Origin of the sequence: Rugamonas sp. DEMB1, from assembly GCF_029834475.1 — a bacterium.
Classification (GTDB): domain Bacteria; phylum Pseudomonadota; class Gammaproteobacteria; order Burkholderiales; family Burkholderiaceae_D; genus Rugamonas; species Rugamonas rubra.
This window is the reverse complement of the sequence record NZ_CP122407.1, coordinates 6,084,124-6,103,429: the sequence shown is the minus strand read 5'-3', so window position 1 is coordinate 6,103,429 and position 19,306 is coordinate 6,084,124. Positions and strand designations below refer to the sequence as shown.

Genomic DNA, 19,306 nt, shown 5'->3' with positions numbered 1-19,306 from the left:
ATACACAACATGGGCAACAAAGTCAAAAGCCTGGGCCTGATCGGCCTGGGCATGGTGGCCGGCATCACGGCTTCGCTGCAGTTCTCCGCCAGCGCCCAAAAGGCCGGCGGCCTGCCTTCGCCGCTGCCGCTCGAGGAGTTGCGCCAGCTGTCCGACGTGTTCGGCCTGATCAAGTCCGACTACGTCGAGACGGTCGACGACAAGAAGCTGCTCACCGAGGCCATCAGCGGCATGGTCGCCTCGCTCGACCCGCACTCGGTCTACCTCGACAAGAAGGCCTTCCGCGACATGCGCGAGGCGGTCGCCGGCAAGTTCGTCGGCATCGGCATCGAGGTCGCCATGGAGGACGGCTACATCAAGGTCGTCTCGCCGATCGAGGACTCGCCCGCCTTCAAGGCCGGCATCAAGGCCGGCGACCTGATCACCCGCATCGACGGCGCCGCCATCAAGGAGCCTGAACCTGGACGAGGCGGTCAAGAAGATGCGCGGCGAGCCGCACTCCAAGGTGCTGCTCAACATCACCCGCAAGGAACTCGACAAGCCGCTCACCCTGAGCATCGTGCGCGAGGAGATCCGCGTGCAGAGCGTCAAGGCGAAGATCGTCGAGCCGGGCTACGCCTGGCTGCGCATCGCGCAGTTCCAGGAACCCACCGTCGAGGACATGGCCAAGAAGCTGGCCGCGCTGTACGCCCAGGAGCCGCATTTGAAGGGCCTGGTGCTGGACCTGCGCAACGATCCGGGCGGCGTGGTGCCGGGCGCGATCGGCGTGGCCGCCGCCTTCCTGCCGAAGGACGCGGTGATCGTCTCGACCAACGGCCAGCTGGCCACCTCGAAGGAGACCTTCTACGGCCGGCGCGAGTTCTACGCCCCCAACAAGGGCGCCGACCCGCTGGCCAAGCTGCCGGCGGCGCTGAAGGACGTGCCGATGGTGGTGCTGGTCAACGCCGGCTCGGCCTCGGCCTCGGAGATCGTCGCCGGCGCGCTGCAGGACTACAAGCGCGCCATCATCATGGGCAGCCAGACCTTCGGCAAGGGCTCGGTGCAGACCCTGCGACAGCTGACCCCGGACACGGCGGTCAAGCTGACCACGGCGCGCTACTACACGCCGCACAACCGCTCGATCCAGGCCAAGGGCATCGTGCCCGACCTGCTGGTCGACGAGACGGCCGACGGCGACGGCCTGAACGGCCTGCGCGTGCGCGAGGCCGACCTGGTGAAGCACCTGAACAACGACGAGGACAAGGGCGCGGCGGCGCCGGCCAATGCCGCCGGCCATGACGAGCTGGAGGAGGAGCAGCGCCTGGCCGCCCTGGCGCGCAAGCAGAAGCCCTTCGAGTTCGGCGCCAAGGACGACTTCCAGCTGGCCCAGGCGCTGAACCACTTCGAAGGGTCTGCCGCTGAAGCTGGCCAAGGCCGAGACGGCGGCGCCGGCCGTCGCCGCCGAGACCAAGCTCGACGGCAAGGCCAGCGCCAAGCCGGCGCCCGCCGCGGCCGCCAAGGCCAAGGCCGAGGTCGAGGCCAAGCCGGCCGACAAGCTCCTGCCGGCCAAGAAGTAGCGGCGGCACGGGCCGGCCGAACGCCGGCGCAACCCAACGGCGCACATCTAGGGTCAGACCCTCAGGGTCTGACCCTGGCTCGTCGCCGGTGGGCTTGGCCGGCATCCCCGGCGCCTTGACGACGAGCAACACAGCCCCGAAAACCGCGCGCCGACCGGCGCCGCACCTGCGAATGACGACATGAACGACGCCCAACTGCTGCGCTACTCGCGCCACATCCTGCTCGACGAGATCGGCATCGAGGGCCAGCAAAAGCTGCTGGCCGCGCGCGTGCTGGTGGTCGGCGCCGGCGGCCTCGGCTCGCCGGCCGCCATGTACCTGGCCTCGGCCGGGGTCGGCCGGCTGACCCTGGTCGACGACGACCTGGTCGACCTGACCAACCTGCAGCGCCAGATCGCCCACACCACGGCGCGGGTCGGCCAGCCCAAGGCCGAGTCGGCCCGCGCCACGCTGTTGGCGATCAATCCCGAGATCGAGGTGCTCGCCCTGGTCGAGCGCGCCGACGAGGCGCGCCTGGCCGAGCTGGTGGCGGCGGCCGACGTGGTGCTCGACTGCACCGACAACTTCGCCACCCGCCACGCCGTCAACCGCGCCTGCGTGGCGGCGGCCAAGCCGCTGGTGTCGGGCGCGGTGATCCGCTTCGACGGCCAGGTCAGCGTGTTCGACCCGCGCGGCGGCGCGCAGCCCTGCTACTCCTGCCTGTTCCCGCAGGACCAGCAGTTCGAGGACGTCGCCTGCTCGACCATGGGCGTGTTCGCGCCGCTGGTCGGCGTGGTCGGCGCCATGCAGGCGGCCGAGGCGCTCAAGCTGGTGATGGGCATCGGCCAGTCGCTGGCCGGCCGCCTGCTGCTGCTCGACGGCCTGCACATGGAGTGGAACAGCATCGCCATCGGCCGCAACGCCGACTGCCCGGTGTGCGCCGCGCGCGCCGCCGCCGCTTGAGCGGCAAACCTGACATTTAGGCAAGACCCTGTTAGCATGTTCGACAATCCGCCCCGGCGCGCGCCGTCCGGGGTGGGCCGCCGCATCCGTCGTTCCGTCGTCCCGCGTTGCAATCACCCATCAGGAGATGAATTTGAAGCTGAGCAGACTTCCCGCCCTACCCCTGGCGTTGAGCATGGCCGTCGCGGCCGCCTTCGGTGCGCCGGCGTACGCCGCCACCACCACCACCTTCCTGATCATCGCCGAGAACGGCAAGCAGATCGGCCAGCAGGTGGTCGAGCGCGAGGACGACGGCCTGACCAAGGTGCGTTTCATCTACAAGGACAACGGCCGCGGCCCCGAGTTGACGGAACAGTTCCGCCTCGGCGCCGACGGCACCATGACCGACTACGCCGTCAAGGGCAACTCCACCTTCGGCGCCGTGGTCGACGAGCGCTTCGAACGCAAGGGCGACCAGGCCAGCTGGAAGTCGACCTCCGAGCAGGGCCGGAAGACCGTCAGCGGCGCCGCCGCCTACGTGCCGCTGAACAGCTCCTTCGAGGTCAGCTCGGCGGCCATCGGCGCGCTGGCGGCGGCGCCGGACGGCAAGCTGGCGCTGCTGCCCTCGGGCACGCTGGCGCAGCGCGTGCTCGACAGCATGGAGGTCGGCAGCGCCGACGGCAAGACCCAGACCGTGCAGCTGCTGGCGCAGACCGGCATCGGCCTGTCGCCCTCGTTCATGTGGGCCACCACGGGCGCCAAGCCGCGCCTGTTCGGCGTCATCATGCCCGGCTTCGCCAACATGCTCGAGCAGGGCTGGCAGGCCAACGTGGCGGCCATGGCCGAGCGCCAGAAGGCCGCCGAGAGCAAGATGCTGACCGACGTCGCCGCCCAGCTGCAGCATCCGCTGCCCGGCCTGACGGTGGTGCGCAACGCCCGCGTGTTCGACAGCGACAAGGCGACCCTGGGCGCGCCGTCCGACGTCTACGTGCTGCGCGGCCGCATCAGCGCCGTGCTGCCGGCCGGCGCGCCGGTGCGCGGCGCCGTCAACGAGATCGACGCCGCCGGCCGCGTGCTGCTGCCCGGCCTGTTCGACATGCACGGCCACGTCGACCGCTGGTCCGGCGCGCTGAACCTGGCGGCCGGCGTCACCAGCGTGCGCGACATGGGCAACGACAACGCCCAGCTGCAGCTGATGCTCGACGAGACGGCCGCCGGCAAGCTGCTGGCGCCGCAGGTGGTGCCGACCGGCTTCCTCGAGGGCGAGAGCCCGTACTCGTCGAACGGCGGCTTCGTCGTCAAGGACCTGGCGCAGGCCAAGAACGCCATCGACTGGTACGCCGAGCACGGCTATCCGCAACTGAAGATCTACAACTCCTTCCCGCACGCCATCCTCAAGGACACCGTGGCCTACGCCCACGGCCGTGGCATGCGCGTCTCCGGCCACATCCCGGCCGGCCTGCGCGCCCAGCAGGCGATCGACGCCGGCTACGACGAGATCCAGCACATCAACCAGGTGATGCTCAACTTCCTGGTCACGCCGAGCACCGAGACGCGCACCCTGGAACGCTTCATCCTGCCGTCTGAGAAGGTGGCCGGGCTGGACTTCCAGTCCAAGCCGGTCAAGGACTTCGTCGCCACGCTGGCCAGGAAGAAGATCGCTGTCGACCCGACCCTGGCCACCTTCGCCTTCCTCAAGCAGCGCGACGGCGACGTCAACGAGCCCTTCGCGCCGATCGCCGAGCACATGCCGCCGGACGTGCGGCGCGGCTTCTCGGTCGGCACCATGAAGATCGCCGACGCCGCCACGCTGAAGCGCTACGAGCAGTCCTACGCCAAGATGGTGCAGTTCGTCGGCATCCTGTACCGCGCCGGCGTGCCCATCGTCGCCGGCACCGACGAGCTGGCCGGCTTCACCCTGCAGGCCGAGCTGGTCATGCTGGTCAAGGCCGGCCTGACGCCGGCCCAGGCGCTGCAGGTGGCCACCAAGAACGGCGCCCTCTACACCCGCACCAGCCACGAGCGCGGCAGCATCGCGGCGGGCAAGCTGGCCGACCTGGTGCTGGTCGACGGCGACCCGACCCGCGACATCGCCGACGTGCGCAAGGTGGCGGCGGTGATCACCCGTGGCTACCTGGTGTATCCGCACGAGATCGACGCCGCGCTGGGCATCGTCCCCTTCGTCAAGGACGCGCCGCAACTGAAGGCGCTGGCGCCGGTGTCGAGCAAGCACGCCGCCGCCGGCGGCAACGAGGGCGCGCTGGCCCGCATCAACGGCATCGCCCGCAAGCGCGACTAGGCGTGGCCGGGGCTCCGCGTCACGTAATTGTCATAAAAACGGCTAAATTGGCGCCATGTTGGCGCCATTAAGCCGTCTTTAAGAGTGCGCGCCGCAAAATACATGTCACACCTTGGCCGCTGCGGCGGTTCGGCCTTATACTCTCCCCTCATTTCAATTCAATCATCATTGCCGCCCCTCCTATGAAAAAACTGTCTATTCCACGTCGTGTCGCGCGCGGCTTTACGCTGATCGAAATCATGGTGGTGGTGGTCATCATGGGCGTGCTGGCCGCGTTGGTGGTGCCCAAGCTGCTCAGCCGCACGGGCGAGTCGAAGATCGCCGCCGCCAAGGTCGACATCTCGACCGTCATGCAGGCGCTCAAGCTCTACAAGCTGGACAACCAGCGCTATCCGACCACCGAGCAGGGCCTGCAGGCGCTGCTGAGCAAGCCGAGCACCGGCCCGGCGGCCAACGGCTGGAAGGCCGGCGGCTATTTGGAGAAGATGCCGAAGGACCCGTGGGGCTACCCCTACCAGTTCCTCTCGCCTGGCGTCAAAGGCGAGGTCGACGTGTTCTCGCTGGGCGCCGACGGCCAGCCGGGCGGCAGCGGCGACGACGCCGACATCGGCTCCTGGGACATCTAAGCCCCCCGCGCCGTCGAGCGGAACCTGTCCACCATGCGCACCGGCCTTCGCAACGGCCGCCAGCGGGCCTTCACGCTGATCGAGCTGCTGGTCGTGATGGTCATCTTCGGCGTCACGCTGGGGCTGGTCTCGCTCAACGCGCTGCCCAGCCAGCAGCAGTCGCTGCAGCAGGAGGCGCAACGCATCGCGCTGCTGCTGCAACTGGCGCGTGACGAGGCCATCGTGCGCAACCGCCTGATCGCCTTCGAGGCCGAGCCGGAGCGCTACCGCTTCCTGATCCGCAACGAGCAGCGGTGGCAGCCGGCGCAGGACGACCTGCTGCGCGAGCGCAGCTTCAAGCACGGCCCGCTCAACCTGCTGCTCGAGCCGCCCAGCGGCCTGCCCGGCGCGCCGCTGCGCATCACCTTCGGCCGCGAGCCGGTCGACAAGCCCTTCGTGCTGACCCTGGCCGGCGACAAGGGCAGCGTGGCCATCCGCGCCGACGGCGTCGGCCACTTCAGTGTCGACTGATATGCGAACCCTCCCCATCCCATCCCTGCGGCGCGCGCGCGGCTTCACCCTGCTCGAGGTGCTGGTGGCGCTGGTCATCGTCGGCACCGCGCTGGGCGCCTCGCTGCGCGCCGTCGGCAGCCTGACGCAGAACAGCGACGGCCTGCGCGCCGCCATGATGGCCACCTGGTCGGCCGAGAACCGGCTGGTGCAGATCCGCCTCGACAAGGTGTTCCCGGCGGTGGGCAAGCAGAGCTTCGCCTGCCCGCAGGGCGACATGCAGCTGGTCTGCGAGCAGGAGGTCATCGTCAGCCCCAACCCGCGCCTGCGCCGGGTCGAGGTCAGCGTCTACGACCAGGCCTATCCCGAGCGCCGCATCATCAAGCTGGTGCAACTGGTGCTGAACCAATGAGGCCGTCCATGCGCACATTGCCGCGCCGGACCGGCTTCACGCTGGTCGAGCTGCTGGTGGCCATTTCCATCCTGGCCATCGTCGCCGTGCTGGGCTGGCGCGGCCTGGACGGCATCGTCCGTTCGCGCCAGGCGCTGACCGCGCAGATGGAGCAGACCCGCGGCATGCAGCTGACCTTCGCCCAGATGCAGAGCGACGGCGAGCACCTGGCCGACGCCGTCCTGCTGCGCAACCGCGCCAACCTGCTGGCGCAGAACGACCGCCTGACCTTGGTGCGCACCGTGCTGGCCGAGAACGAGCCGTCGCGCTTGCAGGTGGTGTCCTACCGCGTCAAGGACGGCGTGCTGACACGGCGCGAGTCGAACGGCACGCGCGAGCTGACCGAGCTGGACGCTTTGTGGCAGGCCGCGCTGGGCGACGCCGAGCCGGCGCCGGCGGTGACGCTGCAAACGGCGGTGGCCGGCATCACGCTGCGGCTGTGGCAAAACGGCGGCTGGCAATCGACCAGCACCGGCGCCCAGCAGACCGCGCAGGCTCAGTTGGTCAACACCGGCCCGACCAGCCTGGAGGTGACGCTGTTGTTGGCGGGCCAGCAGACCGGCATGGTCAAGAGCTTCCTGCTGGGGGGGCTATGAGCGCGCCCCGGCGGACGCCATGCCCGGCGCGCCAGCGCGGCGTGGCCGTCATCACGGCGCTGCTGCTGACCACGCTGGCGGTGACCATCGTCGCCAGCCTGTTCTGGCAGCAGCAGGTGCAGGTGCGCTCGATGGAGAACCAGCGCCTGCACCTGCAAACCAAATGGATTTTGCGCGGCGCGCTGGACTGGACCCGGCTGATCCTGCGCCAGGACGGCCAGGACCACCAGGGCTACACCTGGGACCAGGACGTCTGGGCCACGCCGCTGGCCGAGACGCGGCTCGACGACTATGTCGAGCGCGAGCGGGTCGACGGCGAAAAGTACGACGCCACCCTGTCGGGCCAGATCATCGACGCCCAGTCGCGTTACAATCTCGCCAACCTGGCGGAGAAGAAGCAGGCCAATCCGGCCCAGGTCGCCGTGTTCGCCCGTCTGTTGCAAAACCTGCAGCTCAATCCCGCGCTGGCGCAGGCGGTGGCCGACGAGGTGGCGGCCAGCCAGTCGGCGGCCTCGCCGAGCGCGCCGGCGAGCGGCGGCAAGGAGACCATGGCGCCGCTGCGGGTGGAGGATCTGCTGGCGGTGCCGGGCTTCACGCCGCAGACGGTGGAGCGGCTGCGCGACCTGGTGGTGGTGCTGCCGGCGCAGACCGTGGTCAATCTGAACACCGCGCCGGCCGAGGTGATCGCCGCGCTGATACCGAATTTTTCGCTGGCCGAGGCGACCGCGCTGGTCAATGCCCGCAAGCGGGCGGCGTTCAAGGGCATAGACGACTTCAAGGCCTTGCTGGGCGGGCGCGATGTGCCGGCCGGCGTGCAGGCGGGCTACAAGAGCGACTACTTCCTGGTGCGCAGCCGGGTGCGGCTGGACCGCGCCGCGCTGGACGCCGAGGCGCTGATCTGGCGCCAGCCCGGCCTGTTGAAGACCGATGTGTTGTGGATACGCGAATACTGAGATGGCGATGAACGAAAGCGAGACCCTGTGACAACCTTATATATCCGCTATCCGGCCAAGGCCAGCATCGAGCACGGTGCGGCCCAGTCCTGCCCGTTCGCGCTGGTGGGCGACGGTGGCAACCTGCTGCAACAGGGCGCCGCCGCGCTGGGCAACCTGGCCGACCTGGTCGCCTCGGCGCGCCGCGTGGTGCTGCTGCTGGCCGCCTCCGACGTGACGCTGTTGCGCGTCAAGGTGCCGCCGCTGTCGGCGGCGCGGCTGAAGGCGGCGCTGCCCAACCTGGTCGAGGAGCAGGTGCTGGGCGACCCGGCCGACTGCGTGCTGGCCGCCGCCCCGGCGGCCGACAGCAGCGGCATGCGCACGGTGGCGGTGGTGCAGCGCGCCTGGTTGGAGGTGCTGGTCAAGGCGCTGCTGGCGCAGGGCGCGCACAGCGTCAGCGCGCTGCCGGCGCAGTTGTGCCTGCCGTTCCAGCCGGGCAGCGTGTCGGCCGCGCTGAACCCAGGCGACAAGGGCTGGAGCTGACCCTGCGCCAGTCGCAATACGAGGGCCTGGGCCTGGCGCTGGGCGCCGAGCCGCAGGGCGCGCTGCACACGCTGCGCGCGCTGGCCGGCGACGCGCCGGTCAGCCTGTACCTGGCGCCGGCCATGCACGCCGCCTGGCAGCCGCTGTTGGCCGCGCCCGAGCTGGCCGGCATCACCCTGCTGGAAGACCATTGGGCGCACTGGGTGGCCGCCGCCAAAACGGCGGCGCCCGACCTGGCGCAGGGCCTGGGCGCGGCCAGCGCCAGCGCGCGCCAGTGGCAACGCTGGCGCTGGCCGCTGCGGCTGGCCGTGCTGGCGCTGCTGGTCAACGTGGTCGGCCTGAACGCCGAATGGCTGCGCCTGCGGCGCGAGGCCGACGGCGTCAAGCAGGCCATGCTGCAAACCTTCAGGGCCGCCTATCCGAAGGAGACGGTGATCCTCGACCCGGCCGCGCAGATGCGCAAGAATATCGCGGCGGCCCGCGTCGACGGTGGCGCCGCCGCGCCCGACGAGTTCCTGGCGCTGTGCGCCGCCTTCGGCGAGGCCGCCGCCGGCCTGGCCGGCAAGGACTTCGTGGCCTCGCTCGACTACCGCGAACACGCGCTGCAGGTCAAAGTCAAACCCAACACCGTCGACGGCGCCGCGCTGGCCCAGCTGAAGGCGGCGCTGGCGGCGCGCCAGCTGGAGTTGTCCGAGGCGGCGCCCGGCACCTGGCAGATCCGCCTCGGCGGCGGGAGAAAATCATGAACAAATTGAAGCAAGCCATGCAGGCCTACCAGGCCGCCGGGGCCGCCTTCTGGCAGGCCCGCAGCGAACAGGAGCGCCGCTTCCTCGGCGTCGGCGGCGCCGTGCTGGCGCTGGCGCTGGGCTACGCGCTGCTGCTGGCCCCGGCGCTGGACGGCCGCGTCAAGCTGCAGCGCGAGCTGCCGCTGCTGCGCCAGCAGGCCGCCGAGCTGCAGGCGCTGGCCCTCGAGGCGGACCAGTTGAAGGGACAGAACCAGGTGGCGCCGGCGCCGCTGACGCGCGAGACCCTGGCCACCAGCCTGGCCGCGCGCAGCCTGACGGCGCAGTCGATCAGCCTGACCGGCGACTACGCCAAGCTGCAGCTGAACGGCGTGCAGTTCGCCAACCTAGTGGCCTGGCTGGAGGCGCTGCGCGCCGACAGCCGCGTCGCCGTGCAGGAGGCCAGCGTCAGCGCGCAGTCGCCGGCCGGCACCGTCGACGCCGTGCTGACGCTGCGCCAGGGCGGCGCCAAATGATCGCTCAAAAGATCGTCCCACTGCGCGTCCCAATGAGCGCCCAAGCGAGCGCCGTGCCCGTCGCGTTCGCGCCGACGCCGTCGCGCCGCGCGCGCGGGCAGGGCGCGCCGGCCGGCCAGCGGGGCGGCCGGTGAAGCGCGCCGTGCTATGGTCGCTGATCGTCGTGCTCAGCGCGGCGGCCACGCTGCTGTTCTGCTTCCCGGCCAGCTGGTTGGGCGCGCTGGTCGAACGCCAAACCGGCGGCCGTTTGACGCTGGGGGACGCGCAGGGTACGCTGTGGCGCGGCTCGGCCTTCGTCGGCGGCGCCGCCGGCGGCAAGGCCCGGTCACGCCGCTGCTGCCGGGCCGCTTCGTCTGGCGCCTGTCGCCGCTGGCGCTGCTCGGCACGGTCGACCTGCGGCTGGAAAACCCGGACGCGCTGGCCCAGCCGGTCGACTTCCGCGGAGGCTGGTCGCGCTGGCAGCTCAGCCCGTCGGCGCTGCTGCTGCCGGCCGAGGGCCTGGCCGGCCTCGGCGCGCCGCTGAACACGGTGGCGCCCAGCGGCACCATGCGCCTGGAGTGGACCACGCTGGCGCTGGCGCTGGAGCAGAACACGGTCGCCGTCGAGGGCCGCACCACGCTGGAGATGAGCGACATGGCCTCGCGCCTGTCGCCGATCCGGCCGCTGGGCAGCTACGCGCTGGCGCTCGACTGGCACGGCCAGCGGGCCCGGCTGACGCTCAGTTCGCACAAGGGGCCGCTGCTGTTGAGCGGCACCGGCAGTTTGGATCACGGCCGCTTCCAGTTCTCCGGACAGGCCGAAGCAGCAACAGGATATGAAGAGACGTTGGCCAATTTGTTGAATCTACTTGGTCAGCGCCGTGCCAACAGCGCCAAAAACATCATCGCGTTAGAGTTCAGATAATGAAAAAACAGTCCGCCAACACCCTCCACCTTCCCGTCCTGCGCCACCTGAGCGCCGCCGCCCTGCTGTGCTGCGGCGCGGTCGCGGCCAGCGCGGCGCCGGCGCCGGCCACCGCGCGCGCCGCCGCCAGCGACGAGGCGGCCCTCAACTTCGTCGGCGCCGACATCGAGTCGGTGATCAAGGCGGTCGGCCACTACACCAACATCACCTTCGTCATCGACCCGCGCATCAAGGGCACGCTGACGGTGGTGTCGGAGAAGAGCGTGAGCAAGTCGCAGGCCTTCAGCCTGCTGACCTCGGCGCTGCGCCTGCAGGGCTACGCCGTGGTCAGCGGCGACGGCTACGCCAAGGTGGTGCCGGAGGCCGACGCCAAGCTGCAGTCGGGACCGACGGTGGTCGGCGCCGGCGCCGTGGCGCCCAAGGGCGACCAGATCGTCAGCCAGGTGTTCCACCTCAACTACGAGTCGTCGGCCAACCTGGTGACGGTGCTGCGTCCGCTGATCTCGCCCAACAACACCATCAACGCCAACCCGGGCAACAACTCGCTGGTGATCACCGACTACGCCGACAACCTCAAGCGCCTGGCCAAGATCATCGCCGCGCTCGACGCGCCGGCCGCCACCGACCTCGACGTGATCCCGGTGCGCTACGCCATCGCCAGCGACCTGGCCAGCATGGTCAACAAGCTGATGGAGCCGGGCGCCGCCGGCGGCAGCGCCGACAGCGGCCGGGTCAGCGTGCTGGCCGACTCGCGCACCAATTCGCTGGTGCTGCGCGCGCCGTCGGCGGCGCGCGCCAACCTGGCCAAGTCGCTGATCGCCAAGCTGGACCAGCCCACCGCCCAGCTGGGCAACGTCCACGTGGTCTACCTGAAGAACGCCGACGCCACCAAGCTGGCCGCCACGCTGCGCGCGGTGACCAGCGGTGAGAGCGGCGCCGGCACCGGCCCGAGCGGCGGCGCCAGCGGCAGCGGCACGGGCAGCAACCAAAGCGGCGCCAACCAGGCCGCCGGCCAGGGCGGCGGCACCGGCTCGACCAACCCGGCGCTGAGCAACAGCGCCACCGGCCAGCAGGGCGCGACGGGCGGCGGCGCCGGCTTCATCCAGGCCGACGCCTCGACCAACACGCTGATCATCACCGCGCCGGAATCGGTCTACCGCAACCTGCGCGCCGTGATCGACCAGCTCGACGTGCGCCGCGCCCAGGTCTACATCGAGTCCTTGATCGTCGAGGTCACCGCCGACCGCGCCTCCGAGTTCGGCGTGCAGTGGGTCGGCGCCAGCGGCACCGAGAACAGCCCCTACCGCATCGGCGGCCTGCAGTCCTTCACCTCGGGCAACAACAACCTCGCCACCATCGCCAGCACCATCAACAGCGGCAAGCCGACGCTGCCCGGCGCCGGCCTGTCGATCGGCGTGTTCAAGCAGGTCGCCGGCCAGCTCGGCCTGGGCGCCCTGGCGCACTCGCTGGAGACCGACGGCAACGCCAACATCCTGTCGACGCCGAACATGATCACCCTCGACAACGAGCTGGCCACCATCAAGGTGGGCCAGAACGTGCCGATCCTGACCGGCCAGTTCACCAGCTCCTCGGGCAACAACACCAACCCCTTCCAGACCATCGACCGCAAGGAGGTCGGCCTGACGCTGAAGGTGCGGCCGCAGATCTCCGAGGGCGGCACGATCAAGATGGCGATCTACCACGAGACCTCCAGCGTCGACAAGTCGTCCCTGACGGCGCCGGCCGGCATCACGCTGAACAACCGCGTCATCGAGAACAACGTGATCGCCGACGACGGCCAGATCATCGTGCTCGGCGGCCTGATCGAGGACAGCACCGGCGACGGCACCGACAAGGTGCGCGGCCTGGCCGACATCCCCATCCTCGGCAACCTGTTCAAGTACCAGTCGCGCACCCGCAAGAAGACCAACCTGATGATGTTCCTGCGCCCGGTGGTGATCCGCACCAAGGAGCAGAGCAACAGCCTGGCCACCGACCGCTACGAGTTCATGCGCAGCGCCGAGCAGGCCATCAAGCCGGCCGACAGCATCCTGGTCAACGACTTCGGCCAGCCGGTGCTGCCGGCGCTGCTGAACGGCCAGCCGCAGGGCGGCGCCATGGCGCCGCTGCCGCCGGTGGCGCCGCGGCCGGCGCCAAGCCAGGCGCCAGGCGCCGTCCCTAACGGCAGCAAGCCAGCGCAATGAGCCAGCTGCTGCCCTTCGCCTTCGCGCGCGACTTCCTGCTGCTGGCCCAGCCCAGCGACCAGGCCGAGCACACGGTCGAGCTGCAGGTCTGCGGCGCCACCAAGCCGGCCGCCATCGCCGAGGCGTCGCGCCGCTTCGGCCGCGTGCTGCTGAAGAGCGTGCCGCGCGCCGAGCTCGACGAGGCCATCGCCGCCGCCTACGCCGGCGCCGGCGGCAACGCCTCGCAGGTGGCCGACGAGTTCGACGCCGACCTCGACCTGACCAAGCTGCTGCAGGACGTGCCGGCCATCGAAGACCTGCTCGAGTCGTCCGACGACGCGCCGGTGATCCGCATGATCAACGCCCTGCTGACCCAGGCGCTGCGCGACGGCGCCTCGGACATCCACATCGAACCGTTCGAGCAGACCTCGGTGGTGCGCTTCCGCGTCGACGGCAGCCTGCGCGACGTGGTGCGCCCGCGCAAGGCGATCCACGGCTCGCTGATCTCGCGCATCAAGATCATGGCCCAGTTGGACATCGCCGAGAAGCGCCTGCCGCAGGACGGCCGCATCACCCTGCGCATCGGCGGCAAGCCGGTCGACGTGCGCGTCTCGACCCTGCCGACCGGCCACGGCGAGCGCGCCGTGCTGCGCCTGCTCGACAAGGAGGCCGGCCGGCTCGACCTGCAGCACCTCGGCATGGGCGCCGACATGCTGCCGCAGTTCGACCGCCTGATCAAGCAGCCGCACGGCATCGTGCTGGTCACCGGGCCGACCGGCTCGGGCAAGACCACCACCCTGTACGCCGCGCTGTCGCTGCTCAACGCGAGCACCACCAACATCATGACGGTGGAGGACCCGATCGAGTACGACCTGGCCGGCGTCGGCCAGACCCAGGTCAACGCCCGCATCGACATGACCTTCGCCAAGGCGCTGCGCGCCATTTTGCGGCACGGACCCGGACGTCATCATGATCGGCGAGATCCGCGACCTCGAGACGGCGCAGATCGCCGTGCAGGCCTCGCTCACCGGCCACCTGGTGCTGGCCACGCTGCACACCAACGACGCCGCCGCCGCCGTCACCCGCCTGCTCGACATGGGCATCGAACCGTTCCTGCTGTCGTCCTCGCTGCTCGGCGTGCTGGCGCAGCGCCTGGTGCGCAAGCTGTGCGGCGCCTGCAAGAGCTTCGACGGCACGCGCTGGCAGGCGGTCGGCTGCGAGCACTGCGGCCACACCGGCTACCAGGGCCGGGTCGGCGTCTACGAGCTGCTCGAGACCACCGAACAGATCCGCGCGCAGATCCACAACCGCGCCTCCGAGGCCGAGGTCAAGGCGGCCGCCGTGCGCGGCGGCATGCGCACCATGCGCGAGGACGGCGAACGCTGGCTGCGCGACGGCACCACCACGCCGGCCGAGATGCTGCGCGTGACCAAAGACTAGGCCGACCACCATGCCCGCATTCCGCTACGAGGCCGTCGACGACGGCGGCGCCACCAAGAAGGGCGTGCTCAACGCCGACAGCGCGCGCGCCGCGCGCGCCGAGCTGCGCGGCCAGGGCCTGTTGCCGCTCAAGGTCGACGCCATCGCCGCCCAGGTCGACGCCGCCGGCGTGGCCAAGAGCCGCGCCTTCGGCGAGCGCCTGTCGACCACCGAGCTGGCGCTGTTCACGCGCCAGCTGGCCAGCCTGCTGGAGGCCGGCCTGCCGCTCGAGCAGGCCTTCTCGGCCCTGCTCGAACAGGCCGAGCGGCCGTATGTGCGCGACCTGATCGCCTCGGTGCGCTCCGAGGTGATCGGCGGCGCCGCCCTGTCGGACGTGCTGTCGCGCCACCCGCGCGACTTCGCCGAGATCTACCGCGCGCTGGTCGCCTCGGGCGAGCAGATCGGCCACTTGTCGCGCGTGTTGTCGCGCCTGGCCGACTATATCGAGCGGCGCAACGCGCTGGTGCAGAAGGTCAAGCTGGCCTTCACCTATCCGGCCATCGTCACGGTGGTGGCCTTCTCCATCGTCATCTTCCTGCTGACCTACGTGGTGCCGCAGATCGTCTCGGTGTTCGCCAACACCAAGCAGAAGCTGCCGCTGCTGACCACGCTGATGCTGGCCGTGTCCGACTTCGTGCGCAGCTACGGCCTGCTGGCGCTGGTGCTGCTGGTGGCGGCCTGGTTCGGCTGGCGCCGCGCCCTGGCCGACCCGGCGCTCAAGCTGCGCTGGCACACCTGGCTGCTGACGGCTCCGCTGTACGGCAAGTTCGAGCGCAGCCTGAACACGGCGCGCTTCGCCAGCACCCTGGCCATCACCACCGGCTCCGGCGTGCCGATCCTGCGCGCCCTGCAGACCAGCCGCGACACGCTGTCCAACGTCGCCCTGCAGCGCCTGGTCGACGACGCCAGCGACAACGTGCGCGAGGGCGTCAGCCTGGCGCGCGCCCTGTCCGAGCAAAAGCATTTTCCGCCGATGCTGATCCACATGATCCGCGCCGGCGAGATCACCGGCGAGCTGCCGGCCATGCTCGACCGCGCCGCCAGCGCGCAGGAGCACGGACCTCGAGCGGCGCACGCTGACCATCGCCGGCCTGCTCGAGCCGGCGCTGATCCTGGCGATGGGCGTGGTGGTGCTGCTGATCGTGCTGGCGGTGCTGATGCCTATCATTGAAATCAACCAGCTGGTGCGCTAGCAAGGAAAGCCCGAACGATGAAACGACTCCCCCTCTTCTGCACCGTGCTGGCGCTGGCCGCCTTGTCGGCCTCGCTGGCCTATTGGGCGCTGCAATGGTTCAAGCCGCCGCAGCGGCCGCTCGCCGCGCCGCCCGCCCAGGTCGCCGCCGGCCCGGCGCCGGAGGCCGCGCGCGGCCTGTTCGGCGGCCAGGTGGCGCTGGCCACCGTCAGCAACTACCAGCTCAAGGGCGTGGTGGCGGCCGCCGACGGCCGTGGCAGCGCCGCCATCCTGGCGGTCGACGGCATGCCCGCCGAGGCGCTGGCGGTGGGGCGCGAGGTGGCGCCCGGTGTCGTCGTCAAGGAGATCCACGCCAAGCACGTGCTGCTGTCCGAGGGCGGCGTGATCAAGCGCATCGAGCTGGCCAGCGACGGCGAGGCCGGCACCGGCGTGCCGGCCTCGCCGCTGCCGGCGCAGGGCGGCCAGCCCGGCGCGGCCGACAACGTCGGCGGCGTCAACCCGCCGCCATCGCCGCCGCTGACGCCGCCACGCATGAGCGCCTCGCCCACCACGCTGGGCCCGCCCGACCGCCAATAGGCGGCGATCGGCCGGCGCGCGACCTTGAACGACCGTCGCCAGCCCCGCCGCAATCGCGCCGCGCGCGCCATGTGCCGCCGCGCGCGCCGCCTGCCTTGCGCGCCCAGCGCGCCCTGGGCAGCCGCCCCATCCGTGCAACCTAGCGAGCCCGCCGCATGAAGTCCATTCCGATTCCTTTCCCGATCCGTCCGGCGCGCGCGCTGCTGTTGTTGTTGTGCGCCGTCGGCGCCGCCGCCGGGGCCGCCACGAACAATGCGGCCAAGGCGCCCCCCGGCGCCACCGCCGCCAGCGCCGCCGCCGCCACCGCCAACGCCGCGCCCGTCGCGCCCGCGCCCGACCCGGCCTACGCGCCGCGCCTGCGGCCCAAGGTGGCGCTGGTGCTGTCGGGCGGCGGCGCGCGCGGCTTCGCCCACATCGGCGTGCTGCGCGTGCTGCAGGAGTTGCGCGTGCCGGTCGACTTCGTGGTCGGCACCAGCATGGGCAGCGTGGTCGGCGGCGCCTACGCCGCCGGCAGCTCGGTCGAGCAGCTTGAACAACTGGTGCGGCGCACCGACTGGGTCGGCGTGATCGCCGACCGGCCGCCGCGCGACCAGCTGGCCTACCGCCGCCGCGAGGAGGACACCATGCTGCCCTCGCGCATCGAGTTCAGCGCCAGCATGGCCGGCGTGTCGCTGCCGCCGGCCGCCGCCGGCAACGCCGCGTTGGAGATCGCGCTGAGCGGCGTGCTGCCGGCCGGCGCCCGCGACAAGCCGGTCAACCGCCTGCAACTGCCGTTCCGCTCGGTGGCCTCGGACCTGCTCACCGGCAGCCTGGTCAACCTGGACGACACGCCGCTGTTCCTCGCCATGCGCGCCTCGCTGGCGGTGCCCGGCGTGTTCGCGCCGGTGCGCGTCAAGGAGCGCCTGCTGGTCGACGGCGGCCTGGTGCGCAACCTGCCGATCGACGTGGCGCGCGCCATGGGCGCCGACGTCATCATCGCCGTCAACGTCGGCACCCCGCTGGCGCCGGAGAAGGAGCTGGGCAGCGCGATCGGCGTGGCGCAGCAGATGCTGCAGATCCTCACCGAGCAGAACGTGCAGCGCTCGCTCGAGGAGCTCGCCGCCAAGGACGTGCTGATCGCGCCCGACCTGAACGGCATCGGCTTCCTCGACTTCGAGCGGCACGACCGCGCCATGCGCGCCGGCGAGGCGGCGGCGCGCGAGATGAGCGCGCGCCTGCTGCAGCTGGCGCTGCCCGAGGCGCAGTACGCCGCCTACGAGAACCAGCGCCTGGCCGCGCCGGCGCCGGAGGACAAGCCGCTGCCGCTGGTCAGCCTGACCATCGAGCCGGGCCGGCGCATCAACCCGAAGGCGCTGGAGGTGGAGACCGGCCTGGTGCTGGGCATGCCGATCACCATCGAGCAGGCGCAACGGGCCGGCGCCTCGCTGTTCGGCCGCGGCGACCTGGCGCGGGTCGAGACCGACGTGGTCGACCAGGACGGCGGCCGCAGCGTGCTGATCCGCCCGATCGAGGCCGAATGGGCGCGCAACCGCCTGCGCGTCGGCCTCGAGCTGGCCAGCGACTTCTCCGACAACAACAGCTTCGCGCTGAAGGTGATGCATGTGCGCAGCTCGCTCAACGACTGGGGCGCCGAGCTGCGCAGCTACGCCGAGATCGGCACCAGGCGCCGCCTCGGCCTGCAGTTCTGGCAGCCGCTGGGGGCCGGCTCGCAGTGGTATCTGACGCCGTCGGCCGAATATGGCGCCTACTCGGTCGACCTGTTCGACAAGGGCCGGCGCATCTCGCGGGCCGGCGTCAACTACAACAACGTCGGCCTGGCCTTCGGCCGCCAGCTGGGCAACTGGGGCGACCTGCGCTTCGGCGCTTCCCGCCTCAACGGCAACGTCGGCATCACCGTGCCCGACGTCGGCGGGGCCGGCCACGAGCGCGTGCGGCAGGACGTGCAGAGCCTGAGCTTCAATGTCGACACCCTGGATTCGATCGCCTTCCCCAGCCGGGGCACGCTGGTCAACCTGAACTGGCAGCGCAGCAGCGACGCCAACACCAGCGGCGCCCGGGCGCTGCAGAGGAACGAGCTCAGCCTGCAGACCCTGAAGGCCTTCCACACCGGGCGCTGGGCCGGCCACGTCTACGGCGAGTGGTCGCGCAGCGCCAACGGCAACGCGCCCAACAGCCTGGGCGGCTTCCTGCGCCTGTCCGGCACGGCGCCGCTGTCGATCGACGGCAACAGCCTGATGCTGGGGCGGGTGGTCTTCGCGCGCGAGATCGGCGCCATGCCGGCGGCGCTGGGCGGCGTGGTGCGGCTGGGCTTTTCCGCCGAGATCGGCGGCGGCTGGGGCGGCGAGCAGCCGCTGCGCTGGACCAGCATGAAGCAGGCCGGCAGCGCCTTCGTCACCGTCGACACCCGCTTCGGCCCGCTCTACATCGGCGCCGGCAGCACCAAGGGCGCCGGCGGCACCGCCTACCTGTTCCTCGGCCCGATCTGGTGAGGCGGCGCGCGGCGCAGCGCGGTGAAGGCGGCGAACTCCCATGAGCGGAAGCCGACCAGCAGGCTGAAGCCGTCGCGCTCGGCCGGCGCCAGGCGGCGGTCGTTCTGGTGCAGCCGCGCCAGCTCGGCGGCCAGTTGCTGGATCTTCGCCACCAGCTCGCGCGCGCTGGGCTGCGACAGCCGCGCCGGCAGGAACAGCAGGGGTTCGCCGGCGCCGTCGAAGTTGCCGCCGAAGTAGTCGCTGACCACGTGCTGGCGGAAGAACTGCTGCACCGGGCCGTCGGCCAGCCAGCGGAAGGCGTTCGACACGCGCAGGCTGTAGCGGTTCAGCGGCTTGAGTTCGATCAGGCCGAGCCGGTCCAACTCGCTGAGCAGCAGGATCGCCTCCGGCTCGCTCAGCGTATAGGTCTCCAACACCTGCTCCAGGCTCCAGTGGCCCAGGCAGCAGGTGGCCATCAGCAGCAGGTGCGGCTTGGCCACCAGCGACTTCTCCTGCGGCAGGGTGAGCGTGTCGGCGTGCGGCGTGGCGTCGGCCGCCGCGCGCAGCACGTCCTCCAGCGCGAGGCCGGCCGCCTTGCAGATCTGCGCCAGCCGCGACAAGGTCATGTCCTGCTGGCCGAACATGCGCTTGACGCTGGACTCGCTCATGGCGATGCGCTCGGCGAGCAGCTTGTAGGTCATGCCGGCGGCGCGCAACTGGCTGCGCAGCACCTGCAGCAACATTTCCGGTGAACTCATTCGGCTCCTTGGTAAAAATGCAAAAAGGTATCGTCACCCGCTACCTAATGTACAGAATTATGCGTCTCGGCACAAT

At 70.8% G+C, this 19,306-nt stretch carries 14 protein-coding genes and 4 pseudogenes; 17 read left to right on the top strand and 1 reads right to left on the bottom strand.

The window, feature by feature from the left end:
• The first annotated feature begins 9 nt into the window (after positions 1-9).
• The 17 genes and pseudogenes from QC826_RS28085 to QC826_RS28005 all read left to right on the top strand — a co-directional run bounded on the left by QC826_RS28085 (position 10) and on the right by QC826_RS28005 (position 18,493).
• Positions 10-1,556, top strand: a pseudogene (locus QC826_RS28085) (S41 family peptidase).
• 180 nt (positions 1,557-1,736) lie between these two features.
• Entirely contained in the window at positions 1,737-2,498 is a 762-nt protein-coding gene (locus tag QC826_RS28080; RefSeq protein ID WP_279763358.1) for a HesA/MoeB/ThiF family protein, read from the top strand.
• Between the two features lie 127 nt (positions 2,499-2,625).
• Positions 2,626-4,776 carry an amidohydrolase family protein gene (locus QC826_RS28075; protein WP_279763357.1) on the top strand — a complete coding sequence of 717 codons (2,151 nt, stop codon included), beginning with the start codon at positions 2,626-2,628 and terminating at the stop codon, positions 4,774-4,776.
• A gap of 182 nt (positions 4,777-4,958) precedes the next feature.
• On the top strand, positions 4,959-5,402 hold the full coding sequence (gspG, locus tag QC826_RS28070) for a type II secretion system major pseudopilin GspG (RefSeq protein ID WP_093385360.1): 444 nt from the start codon (positions 4,959-4,961) through the stop codon (positions 5,400-5,402).
• Between the two features lie 33 nt (positions 5,403-5,435).
• On the top strand, positions 5,436-5,912 hold the full coding sequence (locus tag QC826_RS28065) for a GspH/FimT family pseudopilin (RefSeq protein ID WP_279763356.1): 477 nt from the start codon (positions 5,436-5,438) through the stop codon (positions 5,910-5,912).
• Between the two features lies 1 nt (position 5,913).
• Complete coding sequence (gspI, locus tag QC826_RS28060; protein ID WP_279763355.1) at positions 5,914-6,303, top strand: type II secretion system minor pseudopilin GspI; 390 nt, start codon at positions 5,914-5,916, stop codon at positions 6,301-6,303.
• Positions 6,304-6,311: 8 nt separating this feature from the next.
• Positions 6,312-6,938 carry a type II secretion system protein J gene (locus QC826_RS28055; protein WP_279763354.1) on the top strand — a complete coding sequence of 209 codons (627 nt, stop codon included), beginning with the start codon at positions 6,312-6,314 and terminating at the stop codon, positions 6,936-6,938.
• Complete coding sequence (gspK, locus tag QC826_RS28050; RefSeq protein ID WP_279763353.1) at positions 6,935-7,891, top strand: type II secretion system minor pseudopilin GspK; 957 nt, start codon at positions 6,935-6,937, stop codon at positions 7,889-7,891. The genes QC826_RS28055 and gspK overlap by 4 nt, the downstream gene beginning before the upstream one ends.
• A 27-nt stretch (positions 7,892-7,918) precedes the next feature.
• Positions 7,919-8,413 carry a type II secretion system protein GspL gene (gene gspL, locus QC826_RS28045; RefSeq protein WP_279763352.1) on the top strand — a complete coding sequence of 165 codons (495 nt, stop codon included), beginning with the start codon at positions 7,919-7,921 and terminating at the stop codon, positions 8,411-8,413.
• Positions 8,347-9,159, top strand: coding sequence for a type II secretion system protein GspL (gene gspL, locus QC826_RS28040; RefSeq protein ID WP_279763351.1), 813 nt, complete (start codon positions 8,347-8,349; stop codon positions 9,157-9,159). The genes gspL (QC826_RS28045) and gspL (QC826_RS28040) overlap by 67 nt, the downstream gene beginning before the upstream one ends.
• Positions 9,156-9,671: a type II secretion system protein GspM gene (gene gspM / locus QC826_RS28035; RefSeq protein ID WP_279763350.1), complete on the top strand. Its 516-nt coding sequence runs from the start codon at positions 9,156-9,158 to the stop codon at positions 9,669-9,671. The genes gspL (QC826_RS28040) and gspM overlap by 4 nt, the downstream gene beginning before the upstream one ends.
• 130 nt (positions 9,672-9,801) lie before the next feature.
• Positions 9,802-10,574 (top strand): annotated as a pseudogene (locus QC826_RS28030) (type II secretion system protein N).
• Positions 10,574-12,778 (top strand): type II secretion system secretin GspD, encoded by a 2,205-nt coding sequence (gene gspD / locus QC826_RS28025; RefSeq protein ID WP_279763349.1) that lies wholly within the window; start codon positions 10,574-10,576, stop codon positions 12,776-12,778. The pseudogene QC826_RS28030 and the gene gspD overlap by 1 nt, the downstream one beginning before the upstream one ends.
• Positions 12,775-14,197: pseudogene (gspE, locus tag QC826_RS28020) on the top strand (type II secretion system ATPase GspE). The gene gspD and the pseudogene gspE overlap by 4 nt, the downstream one beginning before the upstream one ends.
• Positions 14,198-14,207: 10 nt before the next feature.
• Positions 14,208-15,429: pseudogene (gspF, locus tag QC826_RS28015) on the top strand (type II secretion system inner membrane protein GspF).
• Positions 15,430-15,446: 17 nt separating this feature from the next.
• Positions 15,447-16,004: a type II secretion system protein N gene (locus QC826_RS28010; RefSeq protein WP_279763348.1), complete on the top strand. Its 558-nt coding sequence runs from the start codon at positions 15,447-15,449 to the stop codon at positions 16,002-16,004.
• Positions 16,005-16,159: 155 nt separating this feature from the next.
• Positions 16,160-18,493, top strand: a complete 2,334-nt coding sequence (locus tag QC826_RS28005; protein ID WP_279763347.1) for a patatin-like phospholipase family protein — start codon at positions 16,160-16,162, stop codon at positions 18,491-18,493.
• Here QC826_RS28005 and QC826_RS28000 read toward each other — a convergent pair.
• On the bottom strand, positions 18,466-19,230 hold the full coding sequence (locus QC826_RS28000) for a helix-turn-helix domain-containing protein (RefSeq protein WP_279763346.1): 765 nt from the start codon (positions 19,228-19,230) through the stop codon (positions 18,466-18,468). The two genes, QC826_RS28005 and QC826_RS28000, sit on opposite strands and share 28 nt — an antisense overlap.
• Between the last annotated feature and the right edge of the window lie 76 nt (positions 19,231-19,306).